Origin of the sequence: Clostridium sp. 1001283B150225_161107_B6, assembly GCF_015556325.1 — a bacterium.
In the GTDB taxonomy this organism is placed as follows: Bacteria; Bacillota; Clostridia; order Lachnospirales; family Lachnospiraceae; genus Enterocloster.
Window position 1 is genome coordinate 676468 of the sequence record NZ_JADNMD010000001.1, and the last position, 15361, is coordinate 691828.

14 protein-coding genes, 1 pseudogene and 1 other annotated feature are annotated in these 15361 nt (G+C 51.3%); of the genes and pseudogenes, 6 read left to right on the plus strand and 9 right to left on the minus strand.

Annotated features, from left to right (window positions below):
- Positions 1-58 precede the first annotated feature (58 nt).
- Both rbr and I2H39_RS03075 read right to left on the minus strand, forming a co-directional pair.
- Positions 59-2107 (minus strand): rubrerythrin, encoded by a 2049-nt coding sequence (gene rbr, locus I2H39_RS03070; RefSeq protein ID WP_195625776.1) that lies wholly within the window; start codon positions 2105-2107, stop codon positions 59-61.
- Positions 2108-2214: 107 nt separating this feature from the next.
- Complete coding sequence (locus tag I2H39_RS03075) at positions 2215-2700, minus strand: amidase domain-containing protein (protein WP_138306095.1); 486 nt, start codon at positions 2698-2700, stop codon at positions 2215-2217.
- Positions 2701-2946: 246 nt separating this feature from the next.
- Here I2H39_RS03075 and aroF point away from each other — a divergent pair, with 246 nt between their 5' ends.
- The 3 genes from aroF to aroA all read left to right on the plus strand — a co-directional run bounded on the left by aroF (position 2947) and on the right by aroA (position 6549).
- Complete coding sequence (gene aroF, locus I2H39_RS03080; protein WP_138306094.1) at positions 2947-3969, plus strand: 3-deoxy-7-phosphoheptulonate synthase; 1023 nt, start codon at positions 2947-2949, stop codon at positions 3967-3969.
- Positions 3970-4121: 152 nt separating this feature from the next.
- The gene (locus tag I2H39_RS03085) at positions 4122-5240 is read left to right on the plus strand and encodes a prephenate dehydrogenase (RefSeq protein ID WP_347708568.1); all 1119 of its coding nucleotides are present in this window, start codon (positions 4122-4124) and stop codon (positions 5238-5240) included.
- 28 nt (positions 5241-5268) lie between these two features.
- The gene (gene aroA / locus I2H39_RS03090; RefSeq protein WP_195625778.1) at positions 5269-6549 is read left to right on the plus strand and encodes a 3-phosphoshikimate 1-carboxyvinyltransferase; all 1281 of its coding nucleotides are present in this window, start codon (positions 5269-5271) and stop codon (positions 6547-6549) included.
- Between the two features lie 57 nt (positions 6550-6606).
- On the opposite strand, the gene I2H39_RS03095 is transcribed toward aroA, so the two are convergent.
- The 4 genes from I2H39_RS03095 to I2H39_RS03110 all read right to left on the minus strand — a co-directional run bounded on the left by I2H39_RS03095 (position 6607) and on the right by I2H39_RS03110 (position 9545).
- Positions 6607-7131 (minus strand): hypothetical protein, encoded by a 525-nt coding sequence (locus I2H39_RS03095; RefSeq protein ID WP_227146613.1) that lies wholly within the window; start codon positions 7129-7131, stop codon positions 6607-6609.
- 430 nt (positions 7132-7561) lie between these two features.
- Complete coding sequence (locus tag I2H39_RS03100) at positions 7562-8338, minus strand: ZIP family metal transporter (protein ID WP_195625779.1); 777 nt, start codon at positions 8336-8338, stop codon at positions 7562-7564.
- Between the two features lie 41 nt (positions 8339-8379).
- Positions 8380-9015: a cytidylate kinase-like family protein gene (locus I2H39_RS03105; protein ID WP_138306090.1), complete on the minus strand. Its 636-nt coding sequence runs from the start codon at positions 9013-9015 to the stop codon at positions 8380-8382.
- Between the two features lie 17 nt (positions 9016-9032).
- Complete coding sequence (locus tag I2H39_RS03110; RefSeq protein ID WP_195625780.1) at positions 9033-9545, minus strand: isochorismatase family cysteine hydrolase; 513 nt, start codon at positions 9543-9545, stop codon at positions 9033-9035.
- A gap of 177 nt (positions 9546-9722) precedes the next feature.
- Positions 9723-9963 (plus strand) — a binding site (T-box leader).
- A gap of 130 nt (positions 9964-10093) precedes the next feature.
- Between I2H39_RS03110 and I2H39_RS03115 the strand changes: the two genes are divergently transcribed.
- From I2H39_RS03115 to I2H39_RS03125, 3 genes are read left to right on the plus strand one after another with little or no spacing between them, the layout of a single operon-like run.
- Complete coding sequence (locus I2H39_RS03115) at positions 10094-11230, plus strand: ABC transporter substrate-binding protein (protein ID WP_195625781.1); 1137 nt, start codon at positions 10094-10096, stop codon at positions 11228-11230.
- Positions 11231-11260: 30 nt separating this feature from the next.
- Complete coding sequence (locus I2H39_RS03120) at positions 11261-12193, plus strand: ABC transporter permease (RefSeq protein ID WP_138306087.1); 933 nt, start codon at positions 11261-11263, stop codon at positions 12191-12193.
- On the plus strand, positions 12186-12959 hold the full coding sequence (locus I2H39_RS03125; protein WP_195625782.1) for an ATP-binding cassette domain-containing protein: 774 nt from the start codon (positions 12186-12188) through the stop codon (positions 12957-12959). Before I2H39_RS03120 ends, I2H39_RS03125 begins: the two co-directional genes overlap by 8 nt.
- A 214-nt stretch (positions 12960-13173) precedes the next feature.
- On the opposite strand, the pseudogene tnpA reads toward I2H39_RS03125, so the two are convergent.
- The 3 genes and pseudogenes from tnpA to I2H39_RS03140 all read right to left on the minus strand — a co-directional run.
- Positions 13174-13620 (minus strand): annotated as a pseudogene (gene tnpA / locus I2H39_RS03130) (IS200/IS605 family transposase); the annotation flags it as partial.
- A gap of 564 nt (positions 13621-14184) precedes the next feature.
- Positions 14185-14613, minus strand: coding sequence for a hypothetical protein (locus I2H39_RS03135; protein WP_226870598.1), 429 nt, complete (start codon positions 14611-14613; stop codon positions 14185-14187).
- Positions 14544-15344: a helix-turn-helix transcriptional regulator gene (locus tag I2H39_RS03140; protein ID WP_020225660.1), complete on the minus strand. Its 801-nt coding sequence runs from the start codon at positions 15342-15344 to the stop codon at positions 14544-14546. Before I2H39_RS03140 ends, I2H39_RS03135 begins: the two co-directional genes overlap by 70 nt.
- Positions 15345-15361 lie beyond the last annotated feature (17 nt).

Sequence of the window (15361 nt, forward strand, 5' to 3'; positions counted from 1 at the left end):
TTTCCGGAGGAATATCTGCGTTTCCTTTTAAATAAAGGAATTCTGCCTGGTTTCCAAATCAATAATTCTCTTTTCTCAATTCAAAATAGCTCTGGGCGTATTTGCAGACCGGACATACCTCCGGCGCCTTCTTTCCTATTACCAGATGTCCGCAGATACGGCACTCCCACATGGTTTCCTCCGCTTTCTCAAAGACCTGCTGCATCTCCACGTTGTGAAGCAGCCGGCGGTAGCGCTCCTCATGGGACTTCTCAATGGCTCCCACTCTCCTGAAAAGCTCTGCCATCTCAGGAAATCCCTCCTCGTCTGCGTCCTTTGCAAAGCGGTCGTACATGTCAGTCCATTCGTAATTCTCTCCCTCTGCGGCTGCAAGCAGGTTCTGGGCCGTGGTGCCCATATGTCCCAGTGCCTCGAACCAGAGCCTTGCATGCTCCTGCTCATTTCTGGCTGTCTTTAAGAAGATTTCCGACAGCTGGTCATATCCTTCCCTCTGGGCAACCATTGCAAAATATGTATACTTGTTTCTGGCCTGGCTTTCCCCTGCAAATCCTTCCATCAGGTTTTTCTCTGTCTTTGTGCCTGCATATCTGCTGCCCGGATTCTCTGCCTTTTCCTCCAGCTTCTCAAATACGGAAGCCGGCTGACGGCATACGGGGCAGGTAAATCCTTCCGGAAGCTCTCCTTCGTGAATATATCCGCAGATTGTACAGCGGTATTTTACTGAACTGTTCATATTCTTTCCTCCTAAATCCTCACTTCTGTCTTTATATGCGGTGTGCAGCATCTGTTCCGCCAGACTGCTTAATGGTTTCTGGTAAAATTCTTTATAGAGTTCTATGATTTCCCGGTTTTCATGGCTTGTGCGGAGCTCCATCTCCCCATCCTTCCGGTAAAGGCCCTCAGTCCGTTTCCTGCGCAGCTCATCGCCCTTTAACAAGGTACCCTTTGGCTGTCCGCCTCCTCCGATGCATCCTCCGGGACAGGTCATCACTTCGATGAAATGATATTCTTTGTCCCCCTCCTTCATCCTGTCCAGGAACTTTGAGGCTGCCTTAGTGCCGTAGATGACCGCTATGTTTAGTACCAGTCCGTTTATGGTCAGCTGCGCCTCTTTCACATCCTCCATTCCCCGCACCGGTTCCAGCCGGAAAAGGGATGAGGGCGCTTTCTCCCCGGTGATGTATGCATAGGCGGTGCGCAGTGCCGCCTCCATGACACCCCCTGTATTGCCGAAGATAACCCCGGCCCCGCTGGCCTCGCCCATCAGACGGTCAAAGGAAGAATCCTCCAGTGCGGCAAAATCAATGTTTTCCTCCTTTGCCCACTTTGCCAGTTCTCTGGTGGTAATTACATAGTCCATGTCCCGCATGCCTTCAATGCCCAGATACCTGGCAGCTGCATTCATTTCTTCCCGCCGGATTTCAAATTTCTTGGCAGCGCAGGGAGTGACGGCCACATTCACGATACTGGCGGGGTCAATGCCCATCTTTTTGGCAAAATATGTTTTAATGGTAGGTCCCTGCATTCCAATGGGACTTTTGGCAGTGGACAGGTGGGGCGTCATGTCCGGATAGTAGGTCTCCACATACTTAACCCAGGACGGACAGCAGCTTGTAAACTGGGGTAGAGGCCTGTTTTTCTTTGTTATCCGCTCAATCAGCTCGCTGGCCTCCTCCACAATGGTCAAATCCGCTGCGAAATTGGTATCAAGCACATAGGAGGCTCCCAGCCTCCTGAGAAGCGCCACCATCTTTCCCTGGACAAAGCTTCCGTCCTCCATGTCAAATTCTTCTCCCAGTGCAACCCTTACAGAGGGAGAGGTGCTGAAAATCACAATCTTCTCCGGGTCGGAAACCGCTGCCTTTACATCCTGGTACTCATATGTTTCCGTAATGCTGGACACGGGACAGACATTGGCGCACTGGCCGCAGTTGATACAGACTGCCCGGCCTCCTGTCTGCTCCAGCATGTAGGTTTTGTGGACTCCTATATAGTCCGTACAGATATCCCTGCACTGGCCGCATTTAATACAAAGGCTTTCGTCCCTGCATATGGACGGATTGTTTTTCTCAATGGGTACGCGCACATTCATTGGTAAATGATTCATTTGAACCTCCTGAAGTAATAAAGCATAGTTTATTGATAACGATAATAATTACTATTTTTATTTTACCATATATTTCTATTCTGTCAAGAAGTTTTTCTGCCATTGATTTACCAATTGCGTACACCCTGTATATGTAGAAAGCGGACCTTTTCATAAATATAAGAATCCAGAGGCCGCATGTATGCATCGTAACTGTGGGCCGCAACCAGAATCTCATCCCCGGCCACGTCAACAATCACAGGGCTGTGGTAATATCCGTTCTTATTGCCCAGCTGCACAATGTCCCCCGGCTCCACGCCTCCTTTACCGGTCTCCGCCCCATAGGGGCCCACTGATTTATTTCCTGTGAGGAAATTGTAAAGATACCCGACCCCGGTCCAGCTGGGACTCCGGTTGGAACCGCTGCTGTAATACCACCCCATGGTCGGGGTATAGTTCATAACGCCGCTTCCGGCATAAATACACTGGGACGCAAAATTGGTGCAGTCCCCTCCCATATGTTCAAAATCCAAATACCGCGGATTCCTCCCCTTTGCCCACCGCTTTGCATACTGCAGCACGGCTTCGCGGTGATATCCCACTTCTTTTAGCATCTCATGATTCCTGTTCTGACTTTGTATTTGTTATCTATCATATGACAGCACCCGGTGGATTAAGCATCCTTTGTTGTTCAGGAATGATTCATCCGCACTTAAAAGCGTAAAAGTTTAACGTGATAAAGTATTGACATTTCCCACAGAGTCGCTTACACTATTACTGCATATGAATCATTCTGAAGAATTAAAACCATGGTCCATACAATTTTAGTATTTATAAATTCGCATAAGGAGTACTGAATTATGATTATCATCATGAAACCCAATGCTTCTGAGGAAGCAGTCAAAAAGGTAACAAGCCTCATTGAATCCAAGGGACTCACAGCCCATCTCTCCAAAGGTTCCCAGGTAACCATCGTAGGTGTCGTGGGCGACAAGACCAGGCTTTTGGACACCAACATTGAAATCAGCGAAGGCGTTGACAAGGTAGTCGCCGTCACGGAGTCCTATAAACTGGTCAATAAAAAATTCCATCCCGAGGACTCTGTGATTCCCGTGGGCAACACCCATATCGGCCCCGGCACCATGACGGTGATGGCAGGCCCCTGCGCCATTGAATCCCAGGACCAGCTGATGGAAACCGCATACGCCGTGAAAAAGGCAGGAGCCACCTTCCTGCGGGGCGGCGCCTACAAGCCCCGCACATCCCCCTACTCCTTCCAGGGCCTGGAGGAGGAAGGACTCAAATACATGAAGGCTGCCAGGGAAGCCACGGGACTGAATGTAATCTGCGAAGTCACCAGCGCCCATGCCATTGAATCGGCCGTGAACTATGTGGATATGCTCCAGATTGGGGCCAGGAACATGCAGAACTTCGAGCTGTTAAAGGAGGCTGGCAAATCCGGCATTCCCGTATTGTTAAAACGCGGATTGTGTGCTACCATTGACGAGTGGCTCAATGCAGCTGAGTACATTATCTCTGAGGGCAACCCCAACATCGTCCTGTGCGAACGGGGCATCCGCACTTACGAGACTTCCACCAGAAATACCCTGGACATCAGTGCTGTTCCTGTCATCCGCCGGAAGAGCCATCTGCCCATCATTGTGGACCCCAGCCACGCCACAGGCGTCAGGGCTTATGTGGAGCCTCTGGCAAAGGCAGCCATTGCAGTGGGTGCGGACGGCCTTATGATTGAAGTACACCCCTGCCCTGCCAAGGCGCTGTCTGATGGTCCCCAGTCCCTGACCTTTGACGCCTTTGAGCAGCTGATGAGGGATTTGGCTCCATATGCAGAGCTGTCCGGCCGGACCTTTGAGGCACGGTAACCAAACATTGCGGCACTCTCGTTTCAGGGAGTGCTTTTACATATGCCCGGTGCGCATCCCCTGCTTTCACGGCATCCTTTGATGATATATTAAATCCGGCGCATCCGGTCCCCGCATTTACAGGAGGAGATACCATTATGGAAAAAATGACCATGACTGATTCCACCATCGCATTCATCGGACTGGGGCTTATAGGCGGCTCCATTGCCCGGGCCATCAAGAAAACACGGCCGGATATCCGTATCATGGCCTATATGCGCTCCCGTTCCAGGCTGGAACAGGCCCGGGAAGAGGGAATCGTGGATGTGATTCTGGATGGGATTGATGAGAACCTGAGGGAATGTGACCTGATATTCCTCTGCACTCCGGTGGAGTACAATGCCGGCTATCTTTCCGCCATACGGCCTTACCTGAAGCAGGGAGCCCTGATTACGGACGTGGGCAGCACAAAATGCGGCATCCATGAGGAAATCAGGCGGCATGGTCTGGAATACTGCTTTGTGGGCGGTCATCCCATGGCCGGCTCGGAAAAGACCGGCTATGAAAACTCCACGGACCATCTGCTGGAAAATGCCTACTACATCGTCACTCCTCCCGAGGGGACGGACCCTTCCCGCAAGGAGGGACTGAGTCCCAATGCCGGACGTATCGTGGCGGTGGCGGAGACCATCGGAGCCATTCCCCTTGTCCTGGATTACAGGGAACACGACAAGGTGGTGGCCGCCATCAGCCATCTCCCGCATCTGGTGGCTTCCAGCCTTGTGAACCTGATTAAGGACCACGACACTGCTGACGGAACCATGAAGCAGGTGGCTGCAGGCGGTTTTAAGGATATCACCCGGATTGCCTCCTCCTCCCCTGAGATGTGGGAGCAAATCTGTATGACCAATGTTGCCCCCATATCAGACATCCTGGAAGCATACATTGCGTCCCTGAATAAGGTGCTGGAGGAAATCAGGGAACATAAGGGCCAGGATATCTACAGGCTCTTTGAAACCTCACGGGATTACCGCAATTCCATTACAGACAGGGCCAAAGGTTCTGTGGAGCCATCCTATGAATTCACGGTGGATGTAAGCGATGAGGTGGGCGCCATTTCCACCATATCCGTGATTCTGGCTGCCAAGGGCATCAGCATTAAGAATATCGGTATCAACAACAACCGCGAACGCGGCGAGGGCGCATTGAAAATTGCCTTCTATGACGAGGCATCCATGGAAGCCGCATGGCAGAGGCTGGACAAATACAAATACGAGATGTTCCGTATGTAATCCGGATAGAAAGGTTAGGTAACAGATTATGGAATTTAAAAGAGCATCCCATTTAAAGGGCGAAGTCAGGGTTCCGGGAGACAAATCCATCTCCCACCGGGCCGTCATGTTCGGCTCCATTGCGGACGGACTTACGGAGATACACAATTTTCTCCAGGGGGCGGACTGCCTGTCCACCATTGCATGTTTTGAAAAAATGGGCATTGCCATAGAAAATAAAGGCGGCCGGGTACTGGTCCGCGGCCGCGGTATGCACGGACTCAAGGGGCCGCAGGATATCCTGGACTGCGGGAACAGCGGCACCACCACCCGTCTCATATCCGGCATCCTCTGCGCCCAGGACTTTGACGTCACCCTGACTGGGGACGAGTCCATCTGCCGGCGTCCCATGAAGCGTATCATGGACCCTCTTTCCATGATGGGCGCCGACATCACCAGCGTAAGGGGCAATGGATGCGCTCCCCTGCTCATCAGAGGACGTCAGGTCCACGGCATCCGCTATGATTCCAGGGTGGCATCCGCCCAGGTCAAATCCGCCATTTTACTGGCTGGTTTATATGCAGACAGCCCCACCAGCGTAACTGAACCATATGTCTCCAGAAATCACTCAGAACTGATGCTGCGGCTCTTTGGCGCTGAGGTATCCACGGAAGGAACCACGGCTGTCATAAAGCCTGCCCGGGAGCTTCATGGCAATCAGGTCATGGTGCCGGGAGATATTTCCTCCGCTGCCTATTTCATCGCCGGAGGCCTTATGGTGCCCGGCTCGGAGATACTGATACGCAATGTGGGCATCAATCCCACCAGGGACGGAATTCTGCGTGTATGCCGTGATATGGGCGCGGATATTGAGTGTTTGAACGTCAGCAGGGGAACAGGGGAACCAACCGCTGATATCCTTGTACGCCACGGCAGTCTTCACGGAACCGTTATAGGCGGCGCCGTCATACCTGCCCTGATTGATGAACTGCCCGTCATTGCCGCCATGGCCTGCTTTGCAGAGGGAGAGACCGTTATCCGGGATGCAGGGGAGCTGAAGGTCAAGGAATCCAACCGGATTGCGGTCATGGTCCAGGGCCTGTCAGCCATGGGAGCCGATGTAACAGAGACAGAGGACGGTATGATTATCCGGGGCGGCCATCCTCTCCGCGGAGCTGTCATTGACAGCCGAGGGGACCACCGTATTGCCATGACCTTTGCAGTCACCGCACTGTGTGCAGAGGGCATTACAGAGATAAAGGACGCTGACTGTGTCAATATATCCTATCCCGGCTTTTACAGCGATTTAAAAAAGCTGACCCAGGAATAGGCAAAACCGCATCCATCCCGGAATGAAACAGGGATGGATGCGGTTTTTGTTCTTCTGTTACTTTGCCATCTCGCAAAACTTTGTGCTGTGGTCCGCCACCACGATTTTAAGGAGCTTGATGTCGTTCTCCATGGCGGCCTGCTTCTGTTCTGACTCCTGATACCTTTTGGCAGCAGGCACATAGTTCTCAGCCAGAAGCTTAATATTGGGTATGAGCTGGTTTTCAATGATTCCGGCTGTCTGCTCCTGCTTCTCCCTGATATCTGTCACGTCCGCTTCTACACGGTCCATTCTCTCTGTCAGCGAGAGAACCTGTTCCTTCAGTATAGTAAGGTCTGCACTGATTGGCGCCAGTTTTACATCCAGTTTTTCATCCAGTTTCTGGTCCAGTTTTTGCTCCAGCTTTTGCTCCAGCTTTTCTTCCAGCTTAATTTCCAGCTTCTTTTCCAGTTTTTCCAATTTTTCATCCAGTTTCTCATCCAGTTTCTTATTCAGCTTCGTTTCCAGCTTCTCTTCCAGCTTAGTCTCCAGCTTCTCATCCAGCATACAGGATATAGCTGATAATAACTCTTCATGATTCAACGATTTCAACCTCCCTCTTTCTTTTTATTATAATCATTTTCCAGGTCCGGTTCAATATGTATCTCTGTTCGCAGCCCCATTTGCAGCCTCATTGGCTCCGCTGCCATTGGCATCTTCTTATAGGCATCACCTGTCTCTCCTGTGTAATTCTGAACATACGTTTACATGTGATTTCATCAGCCGAAACGGCCGGATAGAATAGTAACTTTGGTCTGCATACCGGAATGCAGCAGATTGCCGGAATATCCGAATATATCCGGCAGAAGTAGACTTACTATAGCAAAAAAGGAAACCCATGTCAAGACAGGATTTCCTCTTCTGCATCTCCTATATGTTCCGTTCTTTCTCTCCCCGGAGTTTCATTTACTGCTGCCCAAAACCAGGCAAACAGTAAAACCCGCACCGGCCGTAAAGCACACTCTGACACGTCCTACCCCAGCGCCACATCCAGTATCATCATCACCACAAATCCAACGGCAAATCCAATGGTTGCCACATTGGAGTGTTCGCCCTCTGCGGACTCCGGAATCAACTCCTCCACTACCACATATATCATGGCGCCTGCTGCAAAGGACAGGAAATACGGAAGAACCGGGCCCAAAAACTCGGCCAGCACCAGCATAAGGACAGCGCCTATGGGCTCCACCACCCCTGACAGCATACCGTAGACAAAGGCCTTTCCTTTCCCGGCAGCCTCCTTAAGGGGCAGGGATATAATGGCTCCCTCCGGGAAATTCTGTATGGCGATACCCACGGACAAGGCCAGGGCCCCTGCCATGGTGATGGTGCCGTTCTGTGACAGAAGACCTGCAAATGCAACGCCCACTGCCATTCCCTCCGGTATATTGTGGAGAGTTACTGCCAGCACCAGCATGGTGCTCTTTTTCCAGCTGCTCGCTGGTCCCTCCGGCTGGTCTGTGTCAATATGCAGATGCGGTATGATTTCATCCAGAAGAAGCAGGAAAGCAATCCCCAGGAGAAAGCCCGCACCGGCCGGTATGAACGCCAGCTTGCCCATATGGCTGCTCATATCCATGGACGGAATCAGCAGGGACCAGACCGAAGCCGCCACCATAACCCCTGATGCAAATCCCAGAAATGCCTTCTGGACACTGGGCCTCAATGCATTTTTCAGAAAAAACACACAGGCCGCCCCTGCCGTTGTCCCGATAAAGGGAATCATGATTCCCGCAAATATACTGCTCATCTCAATACACCTCTGTCATTTCCTGAGTCCGGTCCTCCTTTTTACAGGAAGCCTTTGAGCTTCAGATAGTCTTTTATCAGCTGAATCATCTGGTCATAATCAATCCGGCTGGCATTGATGGGTAGGTCGTAATTCTCCATATCCATCCACTCCCTGCCGGTAAAATAGCGGTGATACTCTGTCCTCTCCTTGTCAATCCGCCTCATCCTGCGGAGGGCTTCCGCCTCATCCACCTTATCCACATCCATGACCCTGCGGATTCTGGTGACCGTATCCGCATACACAAAGATGCGCACCAGATTATCCATCTGGTCCTGGAGCACATAGTTGCCGCAGCGGCCTACGATGATGCAGGTTTCAGAGGCCGCCAGCCTGCGGATGACAGACGACTGGAAACGGAACAGGTTCTCCGGCGATGTGATGTTGGGGCCGGCCTTATCCGGCTCTGTCAGCTCCGGCTTCATACTGGTCACAATGCGGTACAGCAGGTTGTTTCCTGCCTTTTCGTCAGCCAGCCTGAAATACTGTTCGCCTATGGCGCTGGTCTCAGAGGTCATCTTAAGTATCTCTTCATCGTAAAAATGAATGCCCAGTTCCTCGGCCAGGCGTTTGCCTGTCAGCCGGCCGCCGCTGCCGTACTGGCGCTCAATGGTAATTACAAAATGCTTGTCATTCATAATGAATATCCCCCTTACTATACTATGTCTATATGGCACATCCCCATGGCGCTAAGGGCATTGTCGTGACTCCGGGGAGTCACCCCTGCACAGCAGGCCCTGTCCACCTGTATGGAGGTATCGGGAACCGCCGCCTTAATCAGCATGGCATTGGATATGACACAGATATCCGTACACAGGCCGATGAGTTCCACAAAGTCATACTTCCCCCGGGCCACATAATCCGCCAGTTCCCTGCTTCCAAAGGTATGCTTCTCAAAGCGGATGCCCGGTTCATCCTTAAGCCCCGGTACCAGCTCCCAGCCCGGCGAGCCCTTGACACAATGGACAACAGGAAGCTTCTTTCCTTCCATGGTATCCATATAATCTTCAAAATGTGTATCCAGGGTAAATACCACCTCTTCCCCTGCATCCCGGTATGCCCTTACCTTATCCAGCACATGAGGGACAATGGCCTGGGCCTCAGGGCTTCCCAAAGCCCCGTCTACAAAATCCTTCTGCATATCCACCACCACAAGTAACCGGCTCATGGAACGTTCCTCCTTGTTTTTGAATGCAAACCATTCCTTTTCACACCTACAGTCTACCACATTTCATCAATCAATAAAAGTTCTTTTACACTTTTGTGCGACATTACATGACTTTATATGAATTTTCAAAACACTCTTGACAAATCTATTTTATTGTATTAAGATACGGGTTAATAAAATAAACCGCAGAGAAAGAGGAGTAAGCTATCAAAGCGTTAACACAGAGAGCCGCAGGCGGTGGGATTGCGGTATAGGGCTGGCAGCTGAATGGACTTTTGAGGGCGGTCTTGAAGGATTACAGTATCTGTAGGGACCGACGGATTCCGCAACCGTTATACATGCGGCGCATATGTTGGTATGTGTAAAGTGGACTTTTTAGTCAATTTGAGTGGCACCGCGGATTTCATTCGTCTCAATCGTAGCATAAGCTATGATTGGGACTTTTTTTATTCCGTCCTTATTTAAACGGCAGCCCTATCAGGAAGTCCCTTATCCAACGGCTTTTTTATCATCCAAATAGAATGTTGAAAACAGGAGGAAACAAAATTATGAAAAAAACAATTGCAATGCTTTTAGCTGCAGCCTTAAGCGCATCCCTTTTAACAGGCTGTGTCACAACTTCCCAGAATACCACTGAGGCCCGGCCCTCAGAAACTGACGCCCAGGCCGGAACCGAAGGCAAGACCGCCCAGGACACACCGGCTGACGGTTCCTCCGCAGCTCCATCCTCCGCAGACCCATCCTCCGGCAGCACAGTCTCTTCTGACGGCTCCTCCTACACCATTGGCGTGGGACAGTTTGCTGAGCACGGCTCCCTGGACAACTGCCGGGAAGGCTTCATGGCCGGGCTGGCAGAGGAAGGAATCGAGGAGGGCAAAAACCTGATTGTGCTTTATGATAATCCCCAGGCAGACGGCGGTACGGCCAGCCAGATTGCAACAAATTTTGCCGGCAAGGGCGTGGACCTGATGTGCGGCATTGCCACCCCCATGGCACAGGCAGAATACGGCGTGGCCAAAAAATCCGGCATCCCGGTTATTTTCACCGCTGTAACCGACCCGGTGGCCGCAGAGCTGGCCAATGCAGACGGTACTCCGGTAGGCGAGATTACAGGCACCAGTGATAAGCTGCCTGTGGAAGCCCAGCTCAAGATGATTCGGGAGATTCTTCCGGAGGCCAAACATATCGGCATCATGTACACCACCAGCGAAGTGAATTCCGAATCCGCCATTGCAGAGTACAAAGCGCTGGCGCCCCAGTATGGTTTTGAAATCGTGGACACAGGCATCTCCTCTTCCGCCGACATTGCCCTGGCTGCCGATACCCTCATAAGCAAGGTGGACTGTATCACCAACCTGACCGACAACACGGTGGTTGCCTCTCTCCCCGTTATCCTGGATAAGGCAGCTGCCAAGAATATTCCTGTATTCGGCAGTGAGATTGAGCAGGTGAAGATTGGCTGTCTGGCCGCTATGGGACTGGACTACATTGAACTGGGCAAGCAGACAGGCAGGATGGCTGCCCAGGTGCTGCGGGGCGAGAAAAAAGCCAGTGAGATGAACTACGAAACCATCAAGGAAGCCGCCTTCTACGGCAATACGCAGGTAGCCGGGAATCTGGGCATCACTCTGCCGGAAGATTTGACAAAAAATGCAGCCGGGCTGTTCACTGAGATTGCCCAGTAAAGCCCTATCACCATTATCTGGAGGAATATCATGACAACGATTATTTTAGGTATCTTTGAAGAAGGCCTGGTGTACGCCATCATGGCCCTGGGCGTATACATCACCTACCGGATTCTGGATTTTCCGGACCTGTCCGTGGACGGGACCTTCCCTCTGGGAGCCGCCTTTACCGCTACCGGCATAGCAGGTGGTTTTATCCACCCGGCTGCAGCCCTTCCCCTCTCCTTTCTTTTGGGAGCCCTGGCCGGCTGCGTCACCGGACTCATCCATGTCAAGCTGAAGGTCCGCGACCTGCTGTCGGGAATCATTGTCATGACCGCCCTCTACTCCATTAACCTAAGGGTGGCGGGCAAATCCAACCTGCCTATTTTCAGCAAGGACACCATTTTCAGCAATCCCTGGCTGGAGCGCATTATTCCCCAGGCCCTTAAACCCTGCACCGTGACCATCATCCTTCTGGTAATTGTCCTCATCTGCAAGCTGCTCCTGGACGCTTACCTGAAAACCCGGTCCGGCTATCTTCTCCGGGCCGTGGGCGACAATGACCTGCTGGTCACCTCCCTGGCCAAGGACAAGGGCATGGTGAAAATCATCGGCCTGGCCATTGCCAATGGTTTTGCCGCCCTGGCAGGCAGCGTGTACTGCCAGCAGAAGGGATTTTTTGAAATTTCCACCGGCACCGGCACCATTGTCATCGGCCTGGCCAATGTCATCATAGGCACTCAGCTGTTCAAACGCTTCGGCTTTGTGAAGTCCACCACGGCCGTTATCATTGGTTCCATTATCTACAAGGCCTGTGTATCCCTGGCCCTGCTCCTGGGCGATTTAAGGCTTACCTTTGGAAGCATCACAGTGTCCTTCCCGGTGACAGCATCGGACTTAAAGCTGATTACATCCGTCCTGTTCCTTATCATCCTGGTGGCAAGCTCCTCCAGGGGAAAGAAGGTGAAGAGCCATGCTTGAGCTGAAGCATATCAATAAATATTACAATGCCGGTACAGTCAATGAAATGTGCCTGTTTGAGGATTTCAGCCTGACCATAAAGGACCATCAGTTCGTGTCCGTGGTGGGAAGCAACGGCTCCGGCAAGACATCCCTTTTAAACATTATCTGCGGCAGCATCCCCCTGGACGAGGGACGAATCATAATCGGAGGAAAGGATATCACCCGGATTCCTGAATACAAGCGTCAGCGCCGTATAGGACGCGTTTATCAGAATCCGGCCATGGGCACCTGTCCTACCATGACCATACTGGAGAACATGTCCCTGGCTGACAACAAGGGAAAGGCCTTCAACCTGAGACCGGGAACCAACCGGCAAAGGCTGGAATATTACCGCGAATCCCTCCGCTCCCTTGGGCTGGGCCTGGAGGATAAAATGGATGTGAAGGTGGGCGTCCTCTCCGGCGGGCAGCGCCAGGCCATGGCTCTTCTCATGTCCACCATGACTCCCATTGAGTTTCTGATTTTAGACGAGCACACTGCTGCCCTGGACCCCAAGACGGCTGAGACTATCATGGAACTGACCGGAAAGATTGTAAAGGAGAAGAAGCTGACCACCATCATGGTCACCCATAACCTGCGCTACGCCGTGGAGTATGGGGACCGCCTCCTGATGATGCATCAGGGCCGCGCCGTGGTAGACAAAGAAGATAAGGAAAAACAGGCGCTCTGTATTGACGACATTCTGGAAAAGTTCAATGAAATCAGCATTGAATGCGGAAATTAGACCGGAGTCAAGACCACCGGCTTAGCCGGTGGCTTGCTCTGCCCCTATAAGGGGCTGTTACCTGCTTGCGCCCGGAAGGCGCACTGAAAAGTCTGCCTGCTGCACCACATTCTTAGCTGCCCTTAAAAGGGCATGTTCAGTGCTTCCTTACTCCGGCTTTGCCCCAATAGGGGCTTACTGGTTTGCTTTGACTTCCTACTGACTCTTAAGAGTCCTACTTCTTGTTTTTCTTCACCGGCTCGCCCGTAAACGGGTCTATGTACTCTACTAACGACATCTGGTCATATTCCAAGTCCTCTTTTATCTGATTTTGGATGTATGCCTTTATTGCCGCCGTATTCTTTCCTACTGTGTCCACATAATATCCACGGCACCAAAAATGACGGTTTCCGTACTTATACTTTAGATTCGCATGCTTCTCGAATATCATGAGCGAACTTTTTCCCTTGAGATAACCCACCACCTCTGATACTGAATATTTGGGTGGAATGCTTACCAGCATATGAATATGATCTGGCATACATTGTGCCTCGATTATCTCAATCCCTTTTCTTCGACATAATGTCCCAAGGATTTGTCCTACATCTGCCTTGATATCTTTATAGATTACCTGTCTACGATATTTTGGTGCAAAAACCAGATGATACTTGCAATCCCATTTAGGTCAGTTTACAAGGAACTACACGCAGACCACGAAACGGGGGCTGCTGACAACAAATAAAGGCTGAATATCAAGCACCGGGAAAGTGCGAGATATTCAGCCTGTTTTGTTGTCAGGGGTTTCCAAAGGGGTTTGCCCCTTGGCACACGACTTTGCTCGCAAAGTGTAGTGTGTTATACGCTCTGTCGGCGTTGCTGCGAAAATGCGGTTGCCGCCGGGGAGGGCAAGGGCATTTTTACGGCAGGAAAACAGGGCTGTGATTGCGTGGCGTGGAGCCGCAAGCGCAGGACTGGTTTCATCAGCAGACAGGGCGTATATGAATGCCCCCGTCCCTCGTCCTACGCCGAACTATGGGACAAAGTGTCCCAGACGGATAGCCACACTTACGAAAAAGCAGACGGATTTTTCTCTCAAAATTGAAATGGGCGGGAAGCCATTTTAGGGCTTTCCCGCCTTGATTGCCCATTAGCAAAGACGGGCGGGGCTGTCAACGGCGGCGCATGAAATGCGCCGTTCATCTTGACCGTTGACTGGCTCGGCTGGCTTTGCTATCTCCCCAACAAGTTATTGTTTGTTGTTTTCCCAATTATCTAAACGGGCTTGCATAGTTTCTCGCCATTCTTCACTTGGACAAGCAGTAATCAATTTTCGATACTCTTCACTTGATGGCGCTTCTATCAAATAAGACTCTACCAATTTTAGCAAATCCCACTCTACTCCATACATTCCACCTTCGGGGAAAATGTCAATCAATACGCCTACTTCTTCTCTTGTCAATGGCGTTTTTACATTGGAGAGCAATTCGTCATACATGTTGATGGTTTCTTCTGTAGGGTCATCTTTCACTGCGTCTGGCATTTGACCGAGAAGTTTCAATTTTATAATTGCCTCCTGCACCTTTACTCCCTCCAATTTCTCGTTCTCTATTTTCTCCCCCGCTGCGGGTTTGGATTTTTCAGCAAGTCCGACTTCTGTGCAATCTTTTTCAGCCACTTCTTTTCTTCCTCGGACAGCTTTTTCAAATTCAGCTTGAGCCGCTTACAGATAAACGCCAAAGCCGCTTGCTCCGGGTCGCTGTCTGGACTGGCAGTTTCCTCGGCGGTCTGCAAGAAATCTTCCAGCGGATTGTCCTCCGGAACGCTGAAAAAATCGTCCTTATGGGCTTCCCGCAGGTCAAGGGCTATCTTGTTTATGTCTTGCTGTATCACATAGCGGCAAAAGCTGTCATCGTCAATATGGGCGGCGACAAGCTGCCTTAACTGCGGGTCGGACAAGCCGGGATTGTGCTGCTTCATAATGGTTGCGCTCATAATATCCACAATGGCATTTGCGCTCTGTACCTGCTTGACTGCCGTTCCGTTCACATAGATTTCAAGGTCAGCCATCAGCCGGGGGAAATCCGGGTGTACCGCCAGCTCACACAAGAGGGAAGTATCCACCCGCCCACTTTTCAATAGTTCAATCATATCATCACTCAAGCGCAGGTCTGCAAGATCGGCGTTTGGGTGATTTTTTGTTTTAGAGCGTCCCAGCAGGTAATCAACGGTCACGTCGTAAAACTTCGCCAGCTGGATAAGGGCATGGTGGCTGATGTCTTTGAGATTGTCTCCCTCATAACTGCCTAAAGCAGATTTGGAAAGGTGAGTTTCCTCCGCAAGCTGTTCCAGCGTCAGCCCTCGTTCCACACGCAGGTCTTTCAATCGTTCTTGTATGGATAGTTCCATGCACTCCCTCCTTGTCT